This window comes from Mesorhizobium sp. M2E.F.Ca.ET.219.01.1.1, from assembly GCF_004016445.2.
GTDB lineage: Bacteria > Pseudomonadota > Alphaproteobacteria > Rhizobiales > Rhizobiaceae > Mesorhizobium.
On the sequence record NZ_SADT02000001.1, the window covers coordinates 1,522,016 to 1,545,095 of the forward strand.

The window sequence follows — 23,080 nt, forward strand, 5'->3', positions numbered from 1 at the left end:
TCTTGCGTGCCGACAATTTTCGATGATTTGCTGGAGCGCTTCCATGCCTATCTCGCCGGCGTCGACAACGATCTGGTCGCGGACGAAGTCGCGCGCATCGGCTGGGATATGCCTGCTCTTCCTCTCGATCCGCGCGCGCTTGCCTGCCTCGGCCATCTCGATCGCATCGCCGAGCTTGCACCGGCGGACGCGAAGCCGCTGACGCGGTTGGTTGCCGACCATCGGGACGAGCTGCGCTGGGGGCAGACCTATAACGCAGCCGATTTCGGGCAGAGTTTCATCGACAATTACGGCTGGCTGGAAGTGTTCGGCACGCGCGGGCATTTCGTCAATGACGAGGTCGCGGGCGGCCTGCTGATGCTCGGGCCGGACATCGTCTATCCCGACCACCACCACATCGCCGAGGAGATCTATATCCCCCTGACCGGTGGCACGGAGTGGCGGATGGGCGAGGGGGACTTTCATAGTCGCCGCGCCGGCGAGGTGATCCACCACGCATCGAATGTCAGCCATGCCATGCGCACGGGCAAGGAACCGCTGATGGCGCTCTATCTCTGGCGCGGTGGGCCGCTGGCGCAGAAGTCGACCATCGGTTCGGGGAGCAGGGGCTGATGGCAAAAGCGATCATGCTGCAGGGCACCGGCTCGGATGTCGGCAAGACCGTGCTGGCGGCGGGCCTTTGCCGGGCCGCGAAGAATCGCGGCCTGAAAGTCCGGCCGTTCAAGCCGCAGAACATGTCGAACAATGCCGCCGTCGCCGACATTCCCGGCGAGGCCGGCGAAGGCGAGATCGGCCGTGGGCAATGGCTGCAGGCGCTGGCCTGCGGGGTGAGGCCGACCGTGCATATGAACCCGGTGCTGCTCAAGCCGCAGAGCGATATCGGCTCGCAAGTGGTGGTGCACGGCAAGGTCTATGGCGAGGCGCGGGCGCGCGACTACCAGGCGATGAAAGCCGGACTGATGGACGCGGTGCTCGATTCCTGGGCCAAGGTTGGCGAGGGCGCCGACCTTGTCATCGTCGAGGGCGCGGGCTCGCCGGCCGAGATCAATCTCCGCAGCCGAGACATCGCCAATATGGGTTTTGCGACGCGGGCCAATGTGCCGGTGATCCTTGTTGGCGACATCGATCGCGGCGGTGTCATTGCCTCCGTCGCCGGCACGCATCTTATCCTGCCGGAGGACGACCGGCGCATGATCGCCGGCTACCTCATCAACAAGTTCCGTGGTGATGTCTCGTTGTTCGACGACGGCATCAAGGCGATCGAAAAGTTCACCGGCTGGCACTGCTTCGGCGTCGTACCGTGGCTGAAGGCATCCGGCCGGTTGCCGTCCGAGGATTCCGTGGTGCTCGAACGCCTCGCGTCCGGCGAGAAACGGGCGCTGAAGGTGGCGGTGCCGATGCTGGCGCGCATCGCCAATTTCGACGACCTAGATCCGCTGAAAGCCGAGCCGCAGGTCGAGGTGGTGTTCGTGCCGCCGGGCAAGAGGTTGCCGGAGGATGCCGGGCTGGTGGTCATTCCCGGCTCGAAGTCGACGATCGGCGATCTCATCAAATTCCGCGAGAATGGCTGGGACCGCGACCTTCTCGCCCACCGCAAGCGCGGCGGCCATGTCGTCGGTATCTGCGGCGGCTATCAGATGCTCGGTCGCATGGTCCGCGATCCTGACGGCATCGAAGGCAGCGTGACGGAGGCAGAGGGCCTTGGCCTGCTTGACATCGAAACGGTAATGGAGCCGGAAAAGACGGTGCGCAATTCAACCGCGCAGTCGGTGCGGTTTGGCCTGCCGCTCGAAGGCTATGAAATCCATCTCGGCCGCACCACTGGTCCGGATACGGCGCGGCCGTCGACGATCCTCAACGGCGCCGAGGACGGCGCGATTTCCGCCGACGGTAAGGTGATCGGCACCTATCTGCACGGGCTGTTTTCCGCCGACGCTTTTCGCGCCGCCTACCTAGCGAGCCTTGGTGTCAAGGGCGGCGGCATCGACTATCGAGCGGACGTCGAGAAGGCGCTGGACGAGGTCGCGGCCGAGCTGGAGCGGCATCTCGACTGCGACGCGATTTTTGGGCTGGCGCGATAGGCCGGGTTCACCGCACGGAAGCTGGCTCGGGTAGCTGAGGGATCGCGTACCTTGGCGATTGGCTGAGCCGCCTATGCGGTCGTCATTCTATGGCGGAGCAAGGAGCGAAGCGACGCGCGCAGACCATAGAATCCATTCCGTTACCTGAAGGCGTTGGAGCCGTGCAGAATTCTGCTCCGTTGCGCCCTTCGATCGAGGTCACGGAATGGACCCTCGGGTCTACGCGTCCGCTTTGCTCCCGCTCCGCCCGTGGATGACGAAGTTGGAATGCTCTCGCTAGCCTCAAGCGCCGACGCTGGAGATTATCTTGTCGATGGCGCTCTGTCTCGTCGGACATGGCGGAAGCCTAGCAGAACAAACTCGCAAGAATCAAAAGCGCCCGGCAGGGCCGGGCGCTCCGAGTTGCCCGAGATCTGCGAATTTTCAAGCGCCGCGCATCAAGCAGCCGGCGGCGAGCACGATATAGGCGATGAGCATGATCCAAACGGGTGCAAGCGGAATGAATGCAAGAACGCCAAGCGCGGCGAGAAGGCCGATGACGGCGATGACCAACGAAATGATGAACACGATTTGGGTAGGCGCACTGAGATTCATGTCTAGTCCCTCCAACATGATTCGCGCGCGCTTATTGTACCAGTGGTGCGGTCACATACCAATTAGCTGGCGCAAGGGATTGGCCGGGTCGGCCAGCAGCTTCGCGGCGAGCGCCAGGCAGACGACCACCAGCAGCGGCTTGATCAGCCTGGCGCCGATGCGGATGGCAAGGCTGGCACCAACACGGGCGCCGATGAACTGCGCCACGCCCATCATCAGGCCGATCTTCCAGTCGATGACGCCGACGGCGGCGAAGACGACGAAGCCGCCGATGTTGGAGGCGAAATTGAGCAGCTTGGTGTGGGCGGTCGCCTTGAGCACGCCATAGCCGGCGAGGGTGACGAAGGCGAGCATGTAGAAGGAGCCGGCGCCGGGACCGAAGACACCGTCATAGAAGCCGACCAGCGGCGGGATGATCAACCCGAACAGGAACGCCGACAGCCGCTCGGCGCGGTCGACGTCGTCCATGTTCGGCTTCAGCGCGAAGTAGAGCGCGATGGCGATCAGGAGCAGCGGCAGGATGGCGCGCAGGAAATCGCCTGGAACGACCGTCGCCAAAAGTGCGCCGACCGCGCCGCCGGCAAGCGCCAGCAGCGCCGACGGCAGCTGGCGGCGCAGGTCGACCTGGCCGTTGGCCGCATAATGGATGGTGGCCGAACCGGAACCGAACATGCCCTGCAATTTGTTGGTGCCGAGGGCTGCGACCGGTGAAAAGCCGGCAAGCAGCAGCGCCGGGATCGTGATCAGCCCGCCGCCGCCGGCGATCGAGTCGACAAAGCCCGCGGCAAAAGCCGCGGCAATCAGGATGAGGGCGGTCTGCAGCGTAAGGTCGATCATCGGGAAGGGATGTTTGGAAGGAAACCGCAGCTTCCACCACGCTTGCCCCGTTTGCGCAAGAGCGATTCCAAGCTAACAATCTCGACTGAATCGGAAAGGGGAGCTTGATGGCGATGGCGCTGCTCGACCAGATACGTTCGATCTTCGACGGTGACCCGGGTGTGCGCAAGGTGGCGGACGATCCGGTGCTGTCGGCGGAGCTTTTGATGCTGTTCCGCATGATCCTGGCCGACGGTACGGTTTCGGAGAGCGAGATGGTTGTCTTCCGCCACATCTGCAAGGAAGCCTTCGGCATCCCCGAAACCTCGATCGACAGCGTCATCGAATATCTCAACGACTATGGCTACGAAACCAACGGCTCGCAGGCGATCGCCCTGTTTCGCGATCTCGATGTCGAGCGCCGGAAACTGCTTGCGCGCCATATGGCCGAGATCGCCAAGGCCGATTCCAAACTGGCGGAGAGTGAGGTGAAGCTTCTGCGCCGCACGCTCGACCTGCTCGATATCAGCCCTGTCGATTTGGTGAAGCCGGAGAAATAGCCAGCCCGGCCGGGTACCGGCTGCTTAGCCTTGTTCCTGCATTTTGCGCGCGATCGCGCGGTGTAGGTCGGGGGCCGCCGCCACCAGCGCCTGCGCCGCGTCGGAGCGCGGATGGTCGAGCACGTCGGCGGTCCGGCCGCGTTCGACGATCTTGCCCTCATGCATGACCAGCACCTCGTCCGCCATGGCGCGGGCGACCGTCAGGTCATGGGTGATGAAGAGATAGGCGATGCCGAGCTTCTGATTGAGCTCGGCGAAAAGGTCGAGGATCTGGGCGCGGATCGAGACATCGAGGGCCGAGACCGGCTCGTCGGCGACCACCAGCTTCGGGCGGGTGATGATGGCGCGGGCGATCGACAGGCGCTGGCGCTGGCCACCCGAGAATTCATGCGGGTATTTGTCCATGTCGCGCGGACCGAGCCCGACTTCATCGAGCGCATGCGCGACCATCTCGCGCCGCTCGGCCTGCGTCGGCTGTTTTTCCAGAAGATGCAGCGGCTCGGCGACCAGCTTCTCCACCTTCTGGCGCGGATCGAAGGAGCCGTAGGGGTCCTGGAACACGACCTGCATGTCGCGCCGGGCCGGCTTCAGCTCGGCTTCCGCTTTTCCGGTGATGGCCTCGCCGCGAAAGCGGATCGTGCCGGCCGTCGGCTTGTCCAAGGCGAGGATCATGCGGGCAAGGGTGGACTTGCCGCAGCCCGAGCGGCCTACAAGCGCCACCGATTGCGCCGGTTCGATGGTGAGCGAGACATCGTCGACGGCGCGGATCGGCTCTGCCGGCCGGAACAGGGATTTGCGCCGTCCCGGATAGTCCCGGCTGACGCCTTCGACGTCGAGCAAGGGCTTTGCCGATCCGGCAAGGTGCTGTTTCGGCCGCGCCGGCACATGCATGGAGGCCAGCGCCAACTCGCGCGTGTAGGGATGCTGCTGCTCGGACAGCGTGCGCGCCGTGTCACCGGCCTCCGTCACCTCGCCATGGCGCAGGATCGTCAGGCGATCGGCCATCTCGGTGACGACCGCGAGATCGTGCGAGATCAGCAGCAGGCCCATGCGGTTCTCGCGGACCAGATCGCGCAACAGGTCGAGGATCTGCGCCTGCAGCACCACGTCGAGCGCCGTCGTCGGCTCGTCGGCGATCAGCAGCTTCGGCTTCAGCGCGCAGGCGATCGCGATGACGACGCGCTGGCGCTGGCCGCCGGACAGTTCGTGCGGATAGCGCGATAGCGGGAATTTGGCTTCCGGCAGCCCGACGCGGTCGAGGATTTTTCGCGCGCGGTCCTCGGCTTCGGCGCGGCCCGCCTTGGTGTGCCAGCGAATGCCTTCGGCCACTTGTTCGCCGATCGTCTTGACCGGGTTGAGCGCCGTCATCGGTTCCTGGAAAACCATGCCGATATCGTCGCCGCGCAAGGCGCACATCTGGTCCTCGGTGGCGCCGAGGATGTCGATGCCGTCGAAGGCGACGCGGCCTTCGGCGCGCGCCAGATGAGGGAGGAGCTGCATGATAGTCAGCGCCGTCATCGACTTGCCGGAGCCGGATTCGCCGACAAGGCCCACGACCTCGCCCGGCGAGACCGTCAGCTCGACGCCTTTCAGGATCGGCGTGGCGCCGATCGTCAGCGACAGGTTCTCGATTTCGAGCAGGCTCATCGGCGCCGCCGCGATTTCGGATCGAGGATATCGGCGATGCCGTCGCCGAGCAGGTTCAGCCCAAGCACGGTGATGACGATCGCCATGCCAGGGAAGATCGCCATCCAGGGCGCGGTCACCATGCGCGTCTGGGCGTCGAACAGCATGCGGCCCCAGCTCGGCATCGGCGGCTGCGCGCCCAGGCCGACATAGGAAAGCCCGGCTTCGGCGAGGATGCCCAGCGCGAACTGGATGGTGCCTTGGACCAAGAGCAGCGTCGCGATGTTGGGCAGGATGTGCTCGATGCTGATGCGCGTCATGCCCTTGCCCGCGGCGCGCGCGGCGAGGATGAATTCGCGCGGCCAGATGGCCAACGCGCCCGCGCGGGCGACGCGGGCGAAAACCGGGATGTTGAAGATGCCGATGGCGATGATGGCGTTGACGGCGCCGGGGCCGAAGATCGCGGTGATCATGATTGCCGAGAGCAATGCCGGGAAGGCGAAGACGAGGTCGTTGAGGCGCATCAGCGCCTCGTCGGCCAGACCGCCGCGGGCGGCGGCGAAGGCGCCGAGCGGCACGCCGATGCCCATGCCGATGCCGACGGCGACCAGCGCGACTGCGATCGAATTGCGGGCGCCGACCATGATCATCGACAGGATGTCGCGGCCGAAATGGTCGGTGCCGAACCAGTGCGCCCAGGAGGGCGCCTGCGTCTTGTCGGCGATCACCAGCCTGGCGACGTCGTAAGGCGTCCAGAGGAAGGAGATGAGCGCGACGGCAACGATCAGCAGCGTGATGACCAGCCCGATCAGGAAGGAGCGGTTGCCGAGAGCCTTGGCGAGCACGCCGGCAAGCGTTTCCTCGGGCAAGTCGATACGCATGGTCATTGCCGGCCTCTAAGACGCGGGTCGACGATGGCGTAGGAGAAATCGACGAGGAGGTTGATCAGGATCACGGCGGCGACCAGAAGCATGACGATGCTTTCGACCACAATCAGGTCGCGCTGGGTGATGGCCTGGAAGATCAGCCGGCCGAGGCCAGGCAGGTAGAAGACATTCTCGATGATGATGGTGCCGGCAAGCAGGAAGGCGAATTGCAGGCCGAGGATGGTGAGCACCGGGATCATGGCGTTGCGCAGCGCGTGGCGCCACAGCACGGCGCGGTAGGGCAGGCCCTTGGCGCGCGCGGTGCGGATATAGTCCTCGTTAAGCACCTCGATCAGCGCCGAGCGGGCGACGCGGCCCAGGATCGCCGCCTGCGGCAGCGCAAGAGCGATGGCCGGCAGGATCAGGGATTTCAACGCCGTCCAGATACCGGCGCCCCAGCCCGGAAAGCCGCCGGCCGGCACCAGCCGCAGCCAGACGGCGAAGAGGTAGATCAGCATCAGCGCGAACCAGAAATTCGGGACCGCGACGCCGAGCTGGGCGGCGCCCATAGCAAGCGTGTCGCCGGCGCGACCCTGGCGGCTCGCCGAGAACACGCCGACCGGAATGGCGATGATGGTCGAGAGCGCCAGCGCGATCAGCGCCAGCGGCAGGGAAACGGCAATGCGCTCGCGCACCAGCTCGATGACGGGCACCGAATAGGTGTAGGAGCGGCCGAAATCGAGGCTGAGCAGCCCTGCCACCCAGTGCAGGTAGCGCAGCAGCAGCGGCGCGTTCAGCCCCATCTGGTTGCGCAGCACCTCGACCTGGTCGGCGCTGGCATTCAGGCCCAGCATCAGCCGTGCCGGATCGCCGGGCAGGATCTCCATGACCGCGAAGACGACCATCGAGGCCAGCACCAGGGTGAGGGCCGCGATGATGAGGCGTTTGAGGAGATAGGCGGTCATTTCGGAATGGCTTGGTTGCCGGGTACAGAGACTGGGCAAGGATGGCGTTCTGGCGCCCCCCTCTCTGGCCTGCCGGCCATCTCCCCCTCAAGGGGGGAGATCAGCAGTTTCTGCGCCGGTGGCACCAACGCGGTACAGGTAATTGGCGAAAGCAGAGAAGAGAGCGCAATCTCCCCCCTTGAGGGGGAGATGCCCGGCAGGGCAGAGAGGGGGGCGACGGAGCGCAACGTTTGCCCTTGGCCGACAGACCTCACTCGCTCCACTTCACCTTGGTCAGATCATCCGCCTCGATCGGCCAGTTCGTCCACATGCCCTGCAGCTTGGCGTCCCAGACGCCGATCTTCGGCAGCTCGAACAGGTAGACGGCAGGCACGTCGTGCGCGAGAATCTTCTGCGCCTCGTCCAGCAGTTCCAGCCTCTTATCCTTGTCGACCGTGGTGCCGAGCTGCTTGATGAGACCGTTGAACTTTGGATTGTCATACTGGAAATAGTAGCCGGGCCGCGAATAGATATCGATGTCGTTTGGCTCGACATGGGAAACGATCGTCAGGTCGTAGTCCTTGTTGGTGAAGACCTGGCTCAGCCACTCCGCCCATTCGACCGGAATGATCTGCAGATCGACCCCGATCTCCTTCAGTTGGGACTGAATCACCTGGCCGCCGTCGCGTGCGTAAGGTACGGGCGGCAGCTTGATCGTGGCCGAGAAGCCGTTCTCCAGCCCCGCTTCCTTCAGATACGCCTTGGCCTTGGCGATGTCGTGCGGATAGACGCCGGTGAGATCGATATAGCCCGCGTCGCCTGGCGAGAAATGAGAGCCGATCGGCTTTCCAAGACCGTTCGAGGCGGCTGCGATGATGGCGCTACGATCGATCGCGGAGGCGAGCGCCTGCCGCACCGCCAACTTGTCGAATGGCGGCTTCTTGTTGTTGATGGACAGGATCGTCTCGCCCTCGGTCGCGCCGATCACGACGCTGAAGCGCGGATCGGACTGGACCTGCCCGAGCGCGTCTTGTGCTGGCATGTTGGCGAAAGCCTGGATGTCGCCCGAGAGCAAGGCGGGAACAGCGGCGGCGGCGTCGGGAACGATGCGGAATGTCGCCTTGTCGAGCGCGGCGGGCGTACCCCAGTAGTCCGGGTTCTTGACGAGCGTGATCTCGGAAGCCTTGGCCCAGTGATCGAGCTTGAACGGACCGGTGCCGATCGGCTTGTCCTTGTTGCCGTCGGCCGATCCCTTCCCCACGATCACCGCCGCAACCTGGCCCATGTCGTAGAGGAAATTGCCCTGCGGGCCGTCGAGGGTGACCTTGGCCGTCGCCGGATCGACCGCCGTGACATCGGTGATGTGCGCAAACAGCGGCTTTTGCGGATTGAGCGAATCCTTGGCGCGCGCCCGGTCCAGCGAGAATTTCACGTCGTCGGCGCTGAAGGCCGAGCCATCGTGGAACTTCACGCCGGAATGCAGCTTGAACGTGTAGACCTTGCCGTCGTCGGAGACGGTCCAGCTCTCGGCGAGCCCGGGCTGAACCTGGCCGTTATCGTCGATGCGAGTCAGCCCTTCAAAGACATTGGCATAGGTGATTTCGCCGATGGCCGCGGCCGCGCCGGCGGTCGGATCGAGATGCGGCGGCTCGAGCACGATGCCGAGCGTGAGGTCGGTGCGCGCGGCAAAGGCCGACGTGGCGGCGGCAAGCGACAGCGTAGCCGCGGCCAGGGTGGTCTTCCACAGTTTCATCGCTGAACTCCCATTGCTTGCTCAAGCCGGCGGATAGAAGCGTGATTTCGCGTGCGAGTAAATTGCGTTTCGTGCTGCCGGGCGGCGCCGGACGGAATGTTTTTACCTGTCATCCGGTCGTGCCGCGCAAGAGCACATTGAGGCCGATCGCCATCACCTTGGCCGATTCCACCATGTCGGCGATGGCGACCCATTCGTCCGGCCGGTGCGCAAGGTCGAGAATGCCCGGGCCATAGGCGATGCAGTCATAGAGGTGGCCGATGCGCGCGACATGCTTCTGGTCGTAGGTGCCGGGCGAGATCACATAGCCGGGCTCGCGGTCGAACACCTCCATGATGCCTTTCGCGACGGCCTTCACCACCGGCGCGTCGCGCTCGGTCATCAGCGGCAGCACCTCCATCAGGTCGCGGATCTCGTAATCGAATTTCTTGCGCTCGCGTTTCAGCCGCTCCAGGATCCCGGTGACCTCGCCTTTGACGGTGGCGATATCCTCTTCGAGCAGGAAGCGCCGGTCGATGGTGAGCCGGCACCAATCCGGCACATTGGGCGAGGGAAGTCCGGGCCGGAAATCCTCGGTCTGGCCGCCATGGATGGAATTGATGTTCATGGTCGAGCGCCGGGCGCCCTCCGGCACCACCGGCATGCGTGTCATCTTGCGGTCGAGCGCCGGGAACAGTTCCTCCTCGAAAGCCTGCAGCACGGCGCCCATATGGCGCACCGCATTGTCGCCGAGGAACGGCATCGAGCCATGCGCGATCTCGCCCTTGGTCTCGATCTCGGCCCACCAGACGCCGCGATGGCCAAGGCAGATGCGATCCTTGTTCAGCGGCTCCGGGATGATGACGTGGTCGACCTTCGGCTTTGAGAAATAGCCGAGCCGCGCCAGATGGGCGACGCCGCCGAAACCGCCTGATTCCTCATCCGCCGTGCCCGAGATTTCGATGGCGCCGGGGAAATCCGGATAGGCTTCCATGAAGGCCTCAACGGCGATGACGGAGGCCGCCAGGCCGCCCTTCATGTCGCAGGCGCCTCGGCCATAGACCTTGCCGTCCTTCACCACGCCGGCAAAGGGATCGACGGTCCAGCCGTCGCCGGCCTCGACCACGTCGATATGCGAGTTGAAATGCACGCAGGGGCCGGGCGAATTGCCGTCGAAGCGGGCGACGACGTTGACACGCGGATAGCGATCGCTGTCGCCTGGCGCGCCCTCGGCACGGATGAATTCGGTTTCGAAGCCGAGTTTCTTCAGGCGCGCGCCTAGGAACTCGGCGCATGGCCGATAGGCCTCGCCTGGCGGATTGACGGTCGGGAAGCGGATCAGGTCCGCGGTCAGCGCAACGAGTTCGTCTGTCCGGTCGTCGACCGCCCCGAAAAGTCGCTCATTCATGCGAAGTCGTTCACTCATTCGGTGGATTGAAGAAGGAACGCAGCACTTTTGCAAGCAAGCAGTCGCTCATTGCCACATGACGATCCGGGCATGGCCCAATGCCCGTGTTTAAACTCAGGAGGGTGCGTGTCGCAGCGGCAACTATGCCGGGAAAATCGTTCAAATTCATCGCATTGGATTGGCGGAATCGTCAAGGAGTGTGTGGTATTTAACGCATCTGCCGGCAAAAAGATGGAAAACCGCGTCAATGGCAGGGGGCAATCAAAGGGGTTTGATCGCATGAAAAACTTCGTTCTCATGGCAACCGTGCTGGCAACCGCGTTGTTCGGCATGTCTATCGCAAGTCGGGCGGCCACGCTGGTCGCCAATATCGACGTCTCGTCGCAGACCATGACCGTCAGCAAATATGGCCAGGTGCTCTACCGCTGGAGCGTATCGACGGCGCGCCCCGGCTATTTCACGCCGCGCGGCAGCTACCGGCCGCAATGGACAGCCCGGATGTGGTATTCGCGCAAGTATGACAACTCGCCGATGCCCTATTCGGTGTTCTTCCACGGCGGCTTCGCCATTCACGGCACCGGGGCGGTGAGAAATCTCGGGCGCCCGGCGTCGCATGGCTGCGTGCGCCTGCATCCGGCCAATGCCGCGACCTTCTATACGATGGTCAACGAAGTCGGCTTCGGCAACACGCGGATCGTTGTCACCAACTGAAAGCCGACTACTTGCCGGCTGCCGCCTTCGCCTGTCCGCGCTTCCGGCGGCGGCCGCTGATTTCCCATCGCTTGTGGAACCACATCCACTGTCCTGGATCCTCGCGCACCCAGCGCTCGACCACATCGGTGAGCAGTTGGGTGGTGGCGTCGACGTCGACGCTGCCGTCTTCGGTGCGCGGCAAGTCCAGCTTGTCCTCGATATCGAGACGAAAGCGGTTGCCCGGCAGCCTGACGCAGCGGGCGGGGTAGACATCGCAGTCATAGTGGCGGGCGAGCATGCCGAGCATCGGATTGGTCTGGCACAGGCGGCCGAAGAAATCCGTCTCCACGCCGCCCGAGAATTTCTGATCGACCAGCACGCCGATGTTGCCGCCTTTCTCGAGAATGGCGGCGAGGGCGAAGGAGGCGCCGGCGGCGGAGGGCAGCAGCGCGCCCATCGAGGAGCGGCGCGTCGAATGGATGTAGTCCGCGAGATAGGGGTTGTTCGGCGGGCGAAACAGCGCCGTGATGTTCATGCCGAACGTGGCCGCGGCCACCGGCAGCAGCTCGAAATTGCCGAGATGGCCCGTAAAGAGGATGTGAGGCTTCTTCTCGCCGGCGATCTCGACGAAATGTTCGACACCGCGAACCTCGACCCGGCCGGGCTTCGAAGCGTCCGGGTCGAAGTCGAACAATGCGTCAAGGAAGATGTACTCGGCCGCGAGGCGGGCCATGTTGCCCCACATGTCGCGTGCGATGGCCTCGATTTCAGCGTCGCTCTTCTGCGGATAGGCCAGGCGCAGATTGTTGACCGCGACGCGGTGGCGCCCGACCAGCGGGCCGACCCGGCGGGCGGCGCGGTCGGCGAAATTGAGCGCGCTGTCCGGCGGCAACAGGCGCAGCAGCCAGAGCAACACCATGGCGAGCCTGGCGACCAGCCAATGCTCCATCTGGCGCAGCCGCCTGCCGTAGCGGAACATGAAGTCCCGGCGGGCTTTCCTGAGCGCGTTGCCGACCATCCGCCTTCCCTGTTTAGGAAACGCGCAGGATGATCTTGCCGAAGACGTCGCGGCCTTCCATGCGCTTCAGCGCCGCATCGATGTCGTCGAAACCCACCTCGGTATCGATGACGGGGGCGACAAGACCGGCGGCCATCTTCTGCATGGCGTTGGCCATGTTCTCCATGCGGCAGCCGAAGGAACCGAGCAGCTTCAGCTGCTGCTGGAAAAGCTGCATCAAATTGACCTGCGTCGACACGCCGGAGGTCGAGCCGCAGGTGACGAGGCGGCCGCCGCGCTTCAAGGACAGCATCGAGCCGGCGAAAGTGTCGGCGCCGACATGCTCGAACACCACGTCGACGCCTTTCTTCTTCGTCAGCTTGCGCACGACGCCTTCGAAACGGTCCTCGCGGTAGTTGATGACGTGGTCGGCGCCGAGCGCCTTGGCCTTGTCGATCTTGTCGTTCGAGCCGACCGTGGTGATCACCGTGCAGCCCATCTTCTTGGCCAACTGGATGGCGGCGGTGCCGATGCCGGAGCCGCCGGCATGGACGAGAACGGTCTCGCCGGGTTCCAGCTTCGCATTGTCGAACAGCATGTGCTCGACCGTGCCGAAGGTCACGGGCGCGACCGCCGCGCCAATCTCGGTGACGCCGGGAGGAGCGGGTACCAGCAGGCGCGCCGGCAGGTTGATCTTTTCCTGGGCGAAGCCGTCAAGATGGAAGCCGTGGACGCCGGAAACATGCTCGCAGAGATTGTCGTGGCCTTCGCGACAGGCACGGCACAGCCCACAGGTGCGCGCGCCGTAGATCGAGACCAACTGTCCGGGCTGGAGGTTGGAGACGCCAGGGCCGACCGCTTCGACCTCGCCGGCGGCTTCGGCGCCGACGACCAGCGGCAGCTTGCGCTTGGCAAAGGCCATGCCGCGCCAGCCCCAGACGTCGATGTGGTTGAGCGCCACCGCCTTGATGCGCAGCGTCACTTCGCCGAGCGAAGGCGGCGGGGGAGGCGGCAGGTCCACCGTTTCAAGACGGCGGTCCTCGATAAGTTGCAATGCGCGCATAGGGCCTGTCAGTTCGGTTCTAAAGCGCAATGCGCTTTAGGTTCTTTGTTATGCATGTCGTTGTCGCAAAACCGATTTCACTTTTGCGCGATATGCATTGGCGGAAAAACGTCCGCTTAGACCGGTTCCCGCGCCATGACAAGGCAGGTGTTCTGGCCGCCGAAGCCAAAGGAGTTCGACAAAACCGTGCCGACCTCGGCGTTGCGCTTCTTGTTCGGGACGACGTCGAGGACAATAGCCGGATCCGGATTGTCGTAATTGATGGTCGGCGGGATGACGCTTTCGCGCATGGTCATCAGCGAGAAGGCGGCCTCCACCGCACCGGCGGCCGACAGCGTGTGGCCGATCATCGACTTGTTGGACGAAACCGGCATCGAGCCGATACGCTCGCCGAACACGGTGGACAGCGACAGATGCTCCATCTTGTCGTTTTCCGGCGTCGAGGTGCCGTGCGCGTTGACATACTCGATCTCGTCCTCGCTCATGCCCGCATCGGCAAGGGCGGCGCGCACCGCCGCGATCGCCGGTGACGCATCGGGCTTGGAGCGGGTGCGATGGAAATCGTCGGCCTTTTCGCCGCAGCCGCTCATGATGCCAAGGATCGTCGCTCCTCGCGCCAGCGCGGCTTCCAGCGATTCCAGCACCAGCGCGCCCGATCCCTCGGCGAGCACGAAGCCATCGCGATCCTTGGAGAAGGGTTTCGACGCCTTTTCCGGGATGTCGTTGTGGGTGGAAAGGGCAGAGAGCAGCGAGAAGCGGATCAGAGCCTCGGCGGTCGCCGAGCCGTCGGCGCCGATCGACAGCGCCTTGTCGCATTCGCCGCGCCGGATCGCCTCGACGCCAAGCTGGATGGCGGTGGCGCCGGAGGCGCATGCGGTAGAGAGCGTGATCGGCAGGCCCCGCGTGCCGAAGCGGTCGGCCAGGCGGTCGGCGATCGAGCCGAACTGGGTGGTTTCGAAGATGTCGAGCTCCTTCAACGCGCGGGCGACGCGCAGCAATCTCTCGGAACCGCCATCCTTCTTGTCGGAATTGTAGAGCGAGAAACGGTCGGCCCAGTCGAGCTCGACCGGCGGCGAGGCAAGGAACAGCGGGCCGCCGAAATCGCCGGAATCGAGGCCTGCTTCCGACACGGCTTCCTGGGCAACGGTCTCGGCCAGTTCGTAAGTGAGGTGGCTTGCACCCTTCGAGCTCGACGGCAGGAAGTCGACCATGCCGGAAATGCGGGTGTTGAGCTGATCGACCGGAAAGCGGGTGATCGGATGGATGCCGGATTTGCCCGAGGTCAGCGCCGCCCAGTTGTCTTTCTTGCCGACGCCGAGCGAGGTCACCACGCCGATGCCGGTCACGGCGACGATCGGCCTGCCCATGTGGTCGCGGAGATTGGCCATGATTCTTTCTTTCTAAGCGGCCTTAACCAGCCCAAGGCCCTCGAATTGGTGATAACCGATCGCGGTTGCAAGGACGGAAGTCGGTGTGCCTTCGAACGGGCGTTCGACTGTTGCATCGAAGACAGGGTAGCCGGCCTTACGGTCGACGGCCATCGCGGCGAGCGCTACGGCGAAGGGAAACTGCGCCTCCTTCATATGGCCGGTCAGCGTCGAGAAGGCGCGCACGGCCAAAGCCGGGTTGGCGTCGAGTACCGCCTTTTCGGCCGCGGTGGCGGCATGGGCGCCGGAGGCGGCGGAAATCGTCAGCAGGTCGCCGTCGGGAAGGGCGGCCTGCTTGAGCAATGCGGCGATTGCGGCATTCAGTTCGCCGCGCCGGCGCCTGGCGCGGCCGGAGACTACGGGGCCGAGCTCGGCGTAGATCTTGCGGCCCCGGTTTTCCGCGTGCTCGCGCTGCTCCAGCACCAGGAAAGCGCCGCCCGAACCGGTGACCACGCCGCCGCCCTCAGAGCCCTGGCGCTGCCAGACCGGCTTCCATGGGCCGCGATGCAGGTAGCCGGCGAGCTCATAGCCGAGCAGCATGTCGGAATGCTCGGTCTGGAAGGCGCCGCCGACCAGCACATGGGTCGACTGTCCCGAGCGGATGCGCGCGGCCGCCGTCTCGACAGCCGAAACGCCGGCGCCTTCCTCGCCCATGAAGGTGCGCGACGAACCGGTGACCTTGTGGACGATCGAAATGTTGCCGGCGAGCAGGTTGGAGAGCTGCGCGAGGAACAAAGTCGGCCGCAATTCCGTCGTCAGCTTCTCGTTGAGCAGCACGTCGCGATCGTTGCGGCTCTCGGAGGCGGCAAGGATCGCTGCATCGACGGCCTCATCGCGCTCGCCGCCGCCGGCCGCCACCACCATGTCCATGGTGGTGCAGAGCTCGTCATTGCCCTTGATGCCGGCGTCGTCGAGCGCAAGGCCGGCGGCATAGGTGCCGAGACGTTGCCATGTTTCCATCTGGCGCTGGTCGCCGCGCTTGGCGATCTGCAGGTTCCAGTCGATCTCGGGCAGGGGATGGATGGTGTAGGGGGCGAAGCGTTCGGCCTCGAGCACCGGCTGGAAACCGGGCTGCGTCAACTTCTGCCAGTGCGCGTCAGGCCCTTCTCCCAGTGAAGAGACAAGGCCGATGCCGGTGATGACGACGTCGTGGGAACTCATGGGCGGCTGTTGTGGGTCAGCTGGCAGGGCGCGTCAAGACCGCGCCCGAACCGCTTCAGGCGGCCTTGGCCGCGACCAGCTCGTCGATCTTGGCGCACAGGTTCTTCATGACGAAATAGTCGTCGGTCGAAGCCTTGCCGTCATTGACCTCCTGCGTCCACTTCTCGAGCGGCACCTTGATGCCGAATTCTTTGTCGATGGCGAAGACGATGTCGAGGAAATCGAGGCTGTCGATGCCGAGATCGTCGATCGTGTGGCTCTCGGGCGTGATGGTGTCGATATCGATCTCGCTGGTGTCGGCAATGATCTTGGCGACTTTCTCGAACGTGGTGGACAAGGGCTCTTCCTTCGGTTGCGGGCGGAATCTGTCCGCATCTTGTTTGGGCGCTGTCTAATCGGTTTTTCCCGGCAGGAAAAGGCCTGATGCGCCGGGGGCAGATGGGTAGCGGGTTGTGGGAAGGCAAGAAGGGCCGCCGTTCGAACCGGTGGCCCTTCTCATCTTACGCAGCGTCAATCCCGCTATTCGCGGAGCTTGACCAGGTCATTGAGCAGCCCGCCCGTTCCGTTGTGGACGGTGAGCCGCTCGACCTTGCCGGCGATGGCTTCGAGAGCTTCGAGCTCCTTCAGCCGCAGCATCACAGGGTTCTCGGCCATCACCTTGGCCGTGTTGAGCAGCGAACGCGTGGCGTTCGTCTCCTCGCGGCGACGGATGACGTTGGCCTCGGCCTGCTTTTCGGCCGAAACCACCTGGTTGAGGATCTCGCGCATATCGCCCGGCAGGATCACATCCTTGAGAGCGATATCGCTGACCTCGACGCCGATCGCGGCCATGTCGTCGCGCACCTTGGCCGCCGCGTCCCCGTCGACCGTGACCTTCTTGTCGAGGATCTGGTCGAGCGTGAGCGCGCCAAGCGTCCTGCGGAAGGCATACTGCAGGGCGCGGTAGAGGGCTTCCGAGAAGTCCTTCACCGTGCTCACCGCCTTGACCGGGTCGACGACCCGGTATTCGGCGGCGATGTTGACGCGGATCGTCACGCGATCCCTGGTCAGCACTTCCTGCCCGGCGACATCGAGCGACTGGCGCTTGATGTCGACGACCTTGACCTGGACCATGCGCCCGACATTCCAGAAGGCATGCACGCCCGCTTCAAGCGTGCGAACGAGCACACCATCCACGAAGAGCAGCCCGACCTGGCCGGCCACGACCGGGTTGAGGAACATGTGTTCCGTCTTCCGGGCCTGGCCGAGCCGGCGCATCAGCGCCGGATCGATGGCGAGGTCGGCCGCCGTGTCGACGGTCGTGACCTTCCACGGACCGGCGTCCGTCCACAGCACAAGCTTGCGGTCCGGCGACAGCACGGAATGCAGCGCGCCGTCACGCTCGACCACGGCGATCTCCATGCGTCCAGTGCGGACGACGGTGAAGTGACGCGCGGCCACGTCCGGGAGCTTGTCGAACAACGCCTTCTCGTAAGCCGAAACGAATTCCGGGTTCTTCAGGTCGTGCCTGGAGATTTCCAGGTTGCCGCGCCGGTTGGCGAGCCAATGCTCGCCCGGCATCAGGATAGCCTGGATCTCGCCCTTGTAGAGGGCAACTGCACGCTCATTTTCCTTCACGAGGACGCGCTGGCGTCCAAGGGCCTTTTCGAGAATGGTCTTCATTGTCTTACTCCTGTCGGGCATGGCCCCATGCGAGGCGTCACGTCATGCGTCGATCATCCTTTTCGTTTCTTGCTTCACATCGTCGTACTTCATGTTCCCGGGCACGAATGATCCGGAGACCGGTGGCATCGGCGCGTGGCGGGCCTTCGGGAGCGGATCGCGGGACGGCGAAGCGGGCGCCGGAAGCCGAAGCTTCCCTTGCCGGCCGCGCCGCGCCTTGATCGTCACCGCGGGCCTGGCCGCGAGCCGATGGCGCAGGACGTCGCCGCCCGGCGAGGCCGAAACCGTGCCGTCCGTGAAGTCCTCGCATTCCGGTCCCCGGACCGATTTTCGAATAACACCGTGAGAGGGTGCTGGCTTTCGAGGCCAATGGAGAAGGATTCGAACCTTCGACCGTCAGATTATCAGTCTGATGCTCTACCCAACCTGAGCTATCCGTGGTGCTGATGAAGGGACTCGAACCCTCGACCTCCGGACCCAAATCCGGCGCTCTAACCTCTGAGCTACATCGGCGATCCCAACACCCGAAACGGCGCCGTATACAGGGCGGCAAAGCCGCCTGCACGGGCGGAGGCGAAAGCTCCAACCGTTGTGCTCGCTTCGGTTTTCGTGACCGGGAGCGCGCCTATAGACCCTGCGACGGGTTGTCGCAAGCGGCATTGTCGCGGCGAATTTGCGGCTTCTTCCAGGAGTTGTATTTCGGCAACACTGGTCGGCGCTGAGTCTTAGAAAGTCACGCGTCCCAGCACCTTGAGGCCGTCGCCGTCCGGCGCCACCACCACGGCCTCGCCCTCGCGCGGCGCCACGCCGGTAAGCGCCTCGATGTTTTCTAGATGCGTGACCAGCACCAGATTGTCGGAGCCTGAATAGCCGCGGATCTCCTTCATGATTGCCGCCATCTGGGCGGCTTTCTCAGCCGGGTCGGTCTTCAGCAGGTCGAGCGGCGCGAAAGGTTGCGGCTCGGCTTCGAAAGCGATGCGGGCAGTGTCGAGGCAGCGGCAGTAGCGGCTGGAGAGCACGTGGTCGATGGGTGCTGCGCGCGCCGCGAACAGCGCGCCGATGCGGCTCGCCTCCTGCTTGCCGCGCTCGGACAGATTGAGCTGCGTAGCGCAGTTGCCGATGTCGAAATTGGCCGGGTCCGTCGCCCCGGTGACGAAGGCATGGCGAAGCAGCACGACACGGCCACCGTCGCGCAGCAGCGCCCAGCCAGCATCGGTCGCGTGGGCAAGGCTCGGAACAGCCAGGAGAAAAAGCGCCAGAACAAGTCGCAGCATCGGAAGTCCCTTATGGCGACCCGGGGATTTGGGGCCATGGTCGGCATATAGGGACCGCAAAGCCGGCCGGAAAACAAGCGGAGGCGCAGGAGATAGGCGCGCTGCGCCAATTGCACCACGGTCAGGGCTCGCCTATCACGGGAAAAATGTCCCCGCCCGCAAAATGACTCCGCTCACCCAAACCGTCCTCTTCGTCTTCAGCCTCGTGGCGCTCGGCTATCTGGCCGGGCTGACCTTCTATCTGAAGCCGGCGAGCGGAGAGGGCATCTCCGAATTCGCCATCAATGTGGCGATGCCGCTGCTTCTGTTCCAAACCATGGTCAAGTCGGATTTCCACGGTGTGGCGCCATGGTCGCTGTGGGGCGCCTATTTTGCGGCTGTCGCGGTCACCTGGGCCGCGGGCCATCTGGTCACGACGCGCGTCTTCGGTCGGGATGCCCGGGCCGGCATCGTCGGCGGCGTTTCCTCGGCCTATTCCAATGTCGTGCTGCTCGGCGCGCCCTTCATCCTCGGCATATTCGGCGCCAGCGGCTTCGAGGTGCTGTCGCTGCTGGTCTCGATCCACCTGCCGATCATGATGATGGCCTCGATCGTGCTGTTCGAGATCTTCGGACGCGGCAGCGGCGAGACGGTCCACCCGCTGCGCGTCGTCAAAAGCTTCCTAAGGCGCCTGTTCATCAATCCGCTGATCATCGGCATCCTGGCGGGGCTGGCCTGGCGCCTCACCGGCGCGCCGCTGCCGGAGCTCGTCGAGCGCCTGGTCGACACGCTTGCCGATACGGCAGGCCCGGTGGCGCTGTTCGCCATGGGGCTTAGCCTGCGTCGCTTCGGCATCTCCGGCAATATCCGGCCGGCGCTGGCGCTGTCGGGGCTGAAGCTGTTCCTTATGCCGGCGCTGGTGCTGGTCTTCGTCTGGCTGCTCGGCCTGCCGCCGCTGACGGCCAAAGTCGCGGTGGTGGTTGCGGCGCTGCCTTCAGGCATCAATTCCTACCTGATCGCCGTCCAGTTCAACACCGGCCAGGCGCTGGCCTCGAACCAGATGACGCTTGCCACGGCAAGCGCGGTGGTGACCACGTCGTTCTGGCTGACGGTCGTCATCCACGTCTTCGGATAAGGAATGTCGTTCTCCAGGTGAGTCCGGCCTGCAAACAGCGATTTCCTGCGCTTCCGGTGCTCACGTACTTTAAGTACGCTCCGCTCCGGTTCTCGAAAATCGCTGTTTTCGGCTCGGCCTGACCTGAATCTCAACATCCCTGCCAGCGATTGAGGCGCTCGCCTTTGCTGGCCCAACCCCTATATGCCATCTTGTGATTGCTTGCCTGCCTTTCCCTAGGTAAGAGCAATGCGCCGGCGTGCGGCACTTGAAGCACGCTTCAACGGATATCCAGAAAAACGGCCGATCAGCGCGCCGAACGGAGGCCAGACCATGCTTCAGAAAACCAGCCATTTCATGCGCCAGGCCAATCTCATCAATGGCGAATGGGTGCAGGCCGACAGCGGCCAGACCATCGACGTCAACAATCCGGCGACGGGCCTGAAGATCGGCACCGTGCCGAAGGCCGGCAAGGCCGAGACCCGCCGCGCCATCGAGGCCGCCGAGGAAGCCTTCAAGAGCTGGCGCAAGACCACCGCGCTCGAGCGCTCGAAGCTGCTGCGCAAGCTGCATGACGCTATGATGGACAATCAGGACGTGCTGGCCGAGCTGCTGACCATCGAGCAGGGCAAGTCGCTCGCCGAATCCAAGGGCGAGATCGGCTCGTCCGCGGCCTACATCCTGTGGTTCGCCGAGGAAGGCCGCCGCGTCTATGGCGACATCGTTCCCTCGCCCTGGGGCGACCGCCGCATCCTGGTGACCAAGGAGCCGGTCGGCGTCATCGCCGCCATCACGCCGTGGAATTTCCCGTCCTCGATGCTCGCCCGCAAGATCGGCCCGGCCTTGGCCGCCGGCTGCACCGCTGTGGTGAAGCCCGCTTCGCAGACGCCTTATTCCGGCCTCGCCTGGGGTGCGCTCGCCGAGGAAGTCGGCTTCCCGAAGGGTGTCGTCAACGTCGTCACCGGTTCGGCCGGCGAGATCGGCGACGAGCTCTGCACCAATCCGCTGGTCAAGAAGATCACCTTCACCGGTTCGACCGAAATCGGCAAGCTGCTGATCCAGAAGTCCGCCACGACGGTCAAGAAAGTGTCGATGGAGCTCGGCGGCAACGCGCCGTTCCTGGTCTTCGACGACGCCGATGTCGACCGTGCGGTGGCTGGCGCCATCACCGCGAAATACCGCAATTCCGGCCAGACCTGCGTTTGCACCAACCGCTTCCTCGTCCAGGCAGGCATCTATGACCAGTTCGTCGAGAAGCTTGCCGCCACCAGCAACAACCTCAAGGTCGGCTCGGGGCTCGAGGAAGGCGTGCAGCAGGGACCGCTGATCGACGAGAAGGCGGTCGAGAAGGTCGAGGAATTCATCGCCGACGCCACGTCCAAGGGCGGCAAGGTCGTCGCCGGCGGCAAGCGCCATGCGCTGGGCGGCTCGTTCTTCCAGCCGACGGTGATCTCCGGCGCCACGCCGAACATGCGATTCATGAAGGAAGAGATCTTTGGGCCGATCGCGCCGGTGTTCAAGTTCGAGACCGAGGAAGAGGCGGTGGCTTTGGCTAATGACACCGAGTTCGGCCTTGCCGCTTATTTCTACACCGGCAATCTCGGCCGCGCCTTCCGGGTCATGGAAGGCCTGAAATACGGCATGGTCGGCGTCAATGAAGGCCTGATCACCACGCCGGAGGCGCCCTTCGGCGGCGTCAAGGAATCCGGTCTCGGCCGCGAGGGCGGGCATCAGGGCATCGAGGACTATCTCGACACCAAATATGCCTGCTTCGGCGGCCTGGGGCTCTGATCGAGATCCCCGGAAAAGGGCAGGCGCTTAGAGCAGTTCACCATTTCAGGAAGCGGTGAACTGCTCCAGCGCTTTGTTTTGACGCAATTCCGGACGGAGGGCTACGGCGAAGTCGCCGAGCCTAACCGTTTCACACTTTTCCTGGAATTGCTTATGCCTGCCCTTGCCGGATGATGCGCAGCCGGCCTAAATCCACGGATCAGGCAATGATGTTTCGGGCATGGCGATGAAAGACGGCGAGGTCTTCGGCACGACACAGGCGGGCGAGGCCGTGCGCCGGTTCACGATCCGGGGAGGCGGCTTGACCGCCAACATCATCGGTCTCGGCGCGATCGTCCAAGACCTGCGTCTTTCCGGCCACGACGCGCCGCTGGTGCTGGGCTACGACCGTTTCGAGCCCTACGAGACCGACCGCGCCTTCTTCGGGGCGGTCGTCGGCCGCTTTGCCAACCGCATTGGCGGCGGCCGCTTCACCATCGCCGGCAACCGCTACCAGACGGAGCGGAATTTTCTCGGCAAGCACACACTGCATGGCGGCTCGGAAGGCTATTTCCACCGGCCGTGGACCGTGTCGCTGCACGGCCGCGATTTCGTGACCCTGACGCTGCACGATCCGGACGGCGCGATGGGTTTTCCCGGAGCGCTCGACGTCACCTGCACCTACCGGCTGAAGATCCCCGGCACGCTCAGCATGGAACTGACCGCGACTTGCGAGGAGCCGACGCTCTGCAATCTGGCGCAGCATTCCTATTTCAATCTCGACGATGGCGGGGCCGGCGACATTCTCGACCACCGGCTGATGCTCAACGCCGGCGCCTACACGCCCGTCGATGACGAGATGATCCCGACCGGCGTCGTGAAGCCGGTCGACGGCACGCCTTTCGACTTCCGCCAGGCGCGGGCGCTGCGCATGGAAATGGAAGGCGAGCAGCTTCAATACGACCTGAATTACTGCCTCGCCGCCAGCCGCGGACCCCTGCACCAGGCTGCCTGGGTGCAAGGCGCCAATTCCGGCGTCGAGATGGAGGTCTGGACCACGGAGCCCGGACTGCAACTCTATAGCGGTCAGTTCGTCGCGCCGACATCGCCGGGGCTCGACGGCCGCCATTACGAGGCGTTCTCAGGCCTCTGCCTGGAAGCGCAGACCTGGCCGGACGCGCCGAACCGGCCCTATTTCCCGCAGGCGACGCTGTGGCCGGGGCAGATCTACCACCAGGTGACGGAATACCGATTCCGGTTGCCCTAGGATTTAGGTGAGGCCGGCCTGCAAATGGCGGCTTCCTGCGCTTCCG

At 64.3% G+C, this 23,080-nt stretch carries 21 protein-coding genes and 2 tRNA genes; 7 read left to right on the forward strand and 16 right to left on the reverse strand.

Translation table 11 applies throughout. The features are described 5' to 3' along the window. The first annotated feature begins 6 nt into the window (after positions 1–6). Positions 7–612, forward strand: a complete 606-nt coding sequence (locus EN862_RS07145) for a dimethylsulfonioproprionate lyase family protein (RefSeq protein WP_127863436.1) — start codon at positions 7–9, stop codon at positions 610–612. After that, on the forward strand, positions 612–2,081 hold the full coding sequence (locus tag EN862_RS07150) for a cobyric acid synthase (RefSeq protein ID WP_127863437.1): 1,470 nt from the start codon (positions 612–614) through the stop codon (positions 2,079–2,081). The genes EN862_RS07145 and EN862_RS07150 overlap by 1 nt, the downstream gene beginning before the upstream one ends. A 423-nt stretch (positions 2,082–2,504) precedes the next feature. Here the strand turns inward: EN862_RS07150 and EN862_RS07155 are convergent, their stop codons facing one another. Both EN862_RS07155 and EN862_RS07160 read right to left on the reverse strand, forming a co-directional pair. Next, on the reverse strand, positions 2,505–2,675 hold the full coding sequence (locus EN862_RS07155) for a hypothetical protein (protein ID WP_126060304.1): 171 nt from the start codon (positions 2,673–2,675) through the stop codon (positions 2,505–2,507). Between the two features lie 51 nt (positions 2,676–2,726). Then, positions 2,727–3,512: a TSUP family transporter gene (locus EN862_RS07160; RefSeq protein ID WP_127863438.1), complete on the reverse strand. Its 786-nt coding sequence runs from the start codon at positions 3,510–3,512 to the stop codon at positions 2,727–2,729. A 107-nt stretch (positions 3,513–3,619) separates the two neighbouring features. On the opposite strand from EN862_RS07160, the gene EN862_RS07165 reads away from it, so the two are divergent. After that, on the forward strand, positions 3,620–4,051 hold the full coding sequence (locus EN862_RS07165; protein ID WP_127863439.1) for a TerB family tellurite resistance protein: 432 nt from the start codon (positions 3,620–3,622) through the stop codon (positions 4,049–4,051). 24 nt (positions 4,052–4,075) lie between these two features. Here EN862_RS07165 and EN862_RS07170 read toward each other — a convergent pair whose 3' ends face one another. From EN862_RS07170 to EN862_RS07195, 5 genes are all read right to left on the reverse strand, one after another. Next, a complete protein-coding gene (locus tag EN862_RS07170; RefSeq protein WP_127863440.1) occupies positions 4,076–5,698 on the reverse strand; it encodes a dipeptide ABC transporter ATP-binding protein in 1,623 nt (540 codons plus the stop codon). Beyond that, on the reverse strand, positions 5,695–6,564 hold the full coding sequence (locus EN862_RS07175) for an ABC transporter permease (protein WP_127863441.1): 870 nt from the start codon (positions 6,562–6,564) through the stop codon (positions 5,695–5,697). Before EN862_RS07175 ends, EN862_RS07170 begins: the two co-directional genes overlap by 4 nt. Continuing rightward, positions 6,561–7,508 (reverse strand): ABC transporter permease, encoded by a 948-nt coding sequence (locus tag EN862_RS07180; protein WP_127863442.1) that lies wholly within the window; start codon positions 7,506–7,508, stop codon positions 6,561–6,563. Before EN862_RS07180 ends, EN862_RS07175 begins: the two co-directional genes overlap by 4 nt. A 250-nt stretch (positions 7,509–7,758) precedes the next feature. Beyond that, complete coding sequence (locus EN862_RS07190; RefSeq protein WP_127863444.1) at positions 7,759–9,240, reverse strand: ABC transporter substrate-binding protein; 1,482 nt, start codon at positions 9,238–9,240, stop codon at positions 7,759–7,761. A gap of 109 nt (positions 9,241–9,349) precedes the next feature. Then, the gene (locus tag EN862_RS07195; protein WP_127863445.1) at positions 9,350–10,627 is read right to left on the reverse strand and encodes an acetylornithine deacetylase/succinyl-diaminopimelate desuccinylase family protein; all 1,278 of its coding nucleotides are present in this window, start codon (positions 10,625–10,627) and stop codon (positions 9,350–9,352) included. 279 nt (positions 10,628–10,906) lie between these two features. Here EN862_RS07195 and EN862_RS07200 point away from each other — a divergent pair, with 279 nt between their 5' ends. After that, complete coding sequence (locus EN862_RS07200) at positions 10,907–11,338, forward strand: L,D-transpeptidase (protein ID WP_127864013.1); 432 nt, start codon at positions 10,907–10,909, stop codon at positions 11,336–11,338. Between the two features lie 7 nt (positions 11,339–11,345). Here the strand turns inward: EN862_RS07200 and EN862_RS07205 are convergent, their stop codons facing one another. The 9 genes from EN862_RS07205 to EN862_RS07245 all read right to left on the reverse strand — a co-directional run bounded on the left by EN862_RS07205 (position 11,346) and on the right by EN862_RS07245 (position 18,904). Next, positions 11,346–12,338, reverse strand: a complete 993-nt coding sequence (locus EN862_RS07205) for a lipid A biosynthesis lauroyl acyltransferase (RefSeq protein WP_127863446.1) — start codon at positions 12,336–12,338, stop codon at positions 11,346–11,348. A gap of 13 nt (positions 12,339–12,351) precedes the next feature. Then, complete coding sequence (locus tag EN862_RS07210; RefSeq protein ID WP_127863447.1) at positions 12,352–13,380, reverse strand: zinc-binding dehydrogenase; 1,029 nt, start codon at positions 13,378–13,380, stop codon at positions 12,352–12,354. A 116-nt stretch (positions 13,381–13,496) separates the two neighbouring features. Further along, the gene (locus EN862_RS07215; RefSeq protein WP_127863448.1) at positions 13,497–14,768 is read right to left on the reverse strand and encodes a beta-ketoacyl-ACP synthase; all 1,272 of its coding nucleotides are present in this window, start codon (positions 14,766–14,768) and stop codon (positions 13,497–13,499) included. Positions 14,769–14,780: 12 nt separating this feature from the next. After that, entirely contained in the window at positions 14,781–15,968 is a 1,188-nt protein-coding gene (locus EN862_RS07220; protein ID WP_127863449.1) for a beta-ketoacyl-ACP synthase, read from the reverse strand. 55 nt (positions 15,969–16,023) lie between these two features. Then, positions 16,024–16,305 (reverse strand): acyl carrier protein, encoded by a 282-nt coding sequence (locus EN862_RS07225; RefSeq protein ID WP_127863450.1) that lies wholly within the window; start codon positions 16,303–16,305, stop codon positions 16,024–16,026. A gap of 182 nt (positions 16,306–16,487) precedes the next feature. Beyond that, complete coding sequence (locus tag EN862_RS07230) at positions 16,488–17,630, reverse strand: slipin family protein (protein ID WP_127863451.1); 1,143 nt, start codon at positions 17,628–17,630, stop codon at positions 16,488–16,490. A gap of 366 nt (positions 17,631–17,996) precedes the next feature. Continuing rightward, a tRNA-Ile gene (locus tag EN862_RS07235) sits at positions 17,997–18,066 on the reverse strand. 2 nt (positions 18,067–18,068) lie between these two features. Next, positions 18,069–18,143 (reverse strand) — tRNA-OTHER (locus EN862_RS07240). Positions 18,144–18,355: 212 nt separating this feature from the next. After that, positions 18,356–18,904: a histidine phosphatase family protein gene (locus EN862_RS07245; RefSeq protein ID WP_127863452.1), complete on the reverse strand. Its 549-nt coding sequence runs from the start codon at positions 18,902–18,904 to the stop codon at positions 18,356–18,358. Between the two features lie 163 nt (positions 18,905–19,067). On the opposite strand from EN862_RS07245, the gene EN862_RS07250 reads away from it, so the two are divergent. The 3 genes from EN862_RS07250 (at position 19,068) to EN862_RS07260 (ending at position 23,034) form a co-directional block, all read left to right on the forward strand. Then, on the forward strand, positions 19,068–20,018 hold the full coding sequence (locus EN862_RS07250; RefSeq protein ID WP_127863453.1) for an AEC family transporter: 951 nt from the start codon (positions 19,068–19,070) through the stop codon (positions 20,016–20,018). A gap of 312 nt (positions 20,019–20,330) precedes the next feature. Beyond that, the gene (locus EN862_RS07255; RefSeq protein WP_127863454.1) at positions 20,331–21,788 is read left to right on the forward strand and encodes an NAD-dependent succinate-semialdehyde dehydrogenase; all 1,458 of its coding nucleotides are present in this window, start codon (positions 20,331–20,333) and stop codon (positions 21,786–21,788) included. Positions 21,789–22,008: 220 nt separating this feature from the next. Next, positions 22,009–23,034 (forward strand): aldose epimerase family protein, encoded by a 1,026-nt coding sequence (locus EN862_RS07260; RefSeq protein WP_127863455.1) that lies wholly within the window; start codon positions 22,009–22,011, stop codon positions 23,032–23,034. The last annotated feature ends 46 nt before the right edge of the window (positions 23,035–23,080 follow it).